This is a genomic window from Umbribacter vaginalis, from assembly GCA_001552935.1.
In the GTDB taxonomy this organism is placed as follows: domain Bacteria; phylum Actinomycetota; class Coriobacteriia; order Coriobacteriales; family Eggerthellaceae; genus Berryella; species Berryella vaginalis.
Genome location: KQ959706.1, coordinates 1 through 1,972 on the forward strand (window position 1 = coordinate 1; position 1,972 = coordinate 1,972).

Annotated in this window: 2 protein-coding genes; one reads left to right on the forward strand and one right to left on the reverse strand. The window is 47.8% G+C overall.

What is annotated here, in order from left to right:
• Positions 1–1,173: helix-turn-helix transcriptional regulator (locus tag HMPREF3190_RS05915; protein WP_449676310.1), on the forward strand; the 1,173-nt coding region annotated here is incomplete at its 5' end.
• 387 nt (positions 1,174–1,560) lie between these two features.
• On the opposite strand, the gene HMPREF3190_RS05920 is transcribed toward HMPREF3190_RS05915, so the two are convergent.
• A partial coding sequence (locus HMPREF3190_RS05920) for a Fic family protein (RefSeq protein WP_449676312.1) occupies positions 1,561–1,972 on the reverse strand: 412 nt, incomplete at its 5' end.

Sequence of the window (1,972 nt, forward strand, 5' to 3'; positions counted from 1 at the left end):
GCGCAACAAATGTTTCACGTGAAACATAATGGGGAACGTGATGGGAAGCGCGATGCAGCAATTGCGGCTCACGAAGAACACGATGGAGAACGCGTTGCCACGAACCCAACCGGAATCATAGATGGCGCAGGAAGCGCGGCGGGTGCGGGTGACGCTACACATGACGTAACGTCTGCGATCGCCGCTGGTAGCATAATGAACACTGCAAGCAACACGTTCACCAACACACCAAAACCAGTCTATGACGCCGAACCAATCAGCACCGTAATACGCATCCTAGCTGGGATAGCATTACTCGGATTTGCAGTTGGACTTGCAGGCGCGTATCCGTTTTACCAAGCCTCTGCGTTAAGTATGCCCTTGCGCATCGTTCACCAAGTAGGCGTATGTATGCTTTCATGTGGCCTTATATGGTGGGCACTCATACATGGCGGCGGGCTCAAATTTGGAACTATGTGGCGCTTCATTATCGGATTTATCATTGCTGGCGTTATTTTAGTGGCACTGAGCAGCGAAAACTCTATTGCTCTCGGTATTCTTCTTATTGCAATAGCGAATACCTTTTTGGCTGGCTATCTATGGTTTACTGCATACGATTATGGAAGACACCTGTCAATGCCAACGTATGTGGTGCTTGGTGCGGTGTGGATTGTCTACATTCTGCCACGTGAACTGGGGAGATGCGTCATATTAAGGCTCGACGCATTCAACGGACTTACGCTTCTTCCGGTTATTGCCATAAGCTTTTTAGTGGTTGTTGGAATTGCCTTGCTGTTAAGCGATAACCTTCCGTATACGCGCCCGCTGTTTGCCGATTTTTCAGGTAAAACAGCACGTGAAATCCATAATCAATCGTTTGATCCATCCCTAGATAAGTCGCTTGATCAGCCGCTTGAAGCCCCGTCCTTGCCAGCAAGCGCCGTGCCCATCAACGCCACACCCAGTACCACGCTGGATGCGCGCTGCAAATATATTCGCCAGCACTTTGGCCTTACCGAGCGCGAAACTGATATGGTGCGCTTACTGGCGCACGGGCGGTCAAAAACAAGCATCTCAAAAGAGTTGTTTATCTCAGAAAACACCGTGAAAAGCTACACGCGCAATGTGTATTCGAAGCTCAACATTCACTCAAAACAGCAGCTGCTTGACATCCTCGACAACCTTACGATATAGCAGTTCATCACACGGCGCCTTGCATAAACACCCAACACCAAACAGGCGCACGACAGGCAGCGCAGCCATAGCATTAAAGGATTATGCCTTACCCTCTACACGATTACGCTCCTTGATAAAAATAAATCAAGCGTTATAACAACATGGCGACACTATCACAACATAATATCGATTTTTGTTCTTCGCTCCTAAAAGTCAAAAAAAATTTAAGTTTTAGGAGTGAAAATGAGCGAAGCGAAGCTTATAAACCGTTAGCTCTACGTAGAGTGAACTCTTATTTGCGCGCAAGATGTTTCTCCGTGCAAGCGCACCAGGCGTTCCACGTTGGAACGACAGACGGCCCTCGTCATTACGCAAAACGGTCCTCGTCGTAACGCCAGAACGTACCTACTGCTTGTTATACGGCACGCGAAAATAATCTAAATACGTTTTGAATCTGTCCTGCGCAAGCAAACACGTATCACGCAAATAACCGCGCTCACGGGTCCATTCCTTCAAACCGCGGTAATAAAACATCTTCATGTCCGCCGCGATAATAAACGGCACAATGTTGTTCCGCAAACATTCTTTGAACAGCAGTAAGCGCCCAACTCTGCCGTTTCCGTCTTGGAAGGGGTGGATACGCTCAAAACGAACATGAAAATCCAGCAGATCCTCAAGGCTCTTGCACTTGATGGCGTTGTATTCAGCAAGAAGTTTACGTACTTCAGGCGCAACATTTTCAGGAGCGGCAGTAGTCATACCGCCAACTTCGTTGAGCAATTTTTTGTAATTACCAACAGCAAACCAATTAAGACGA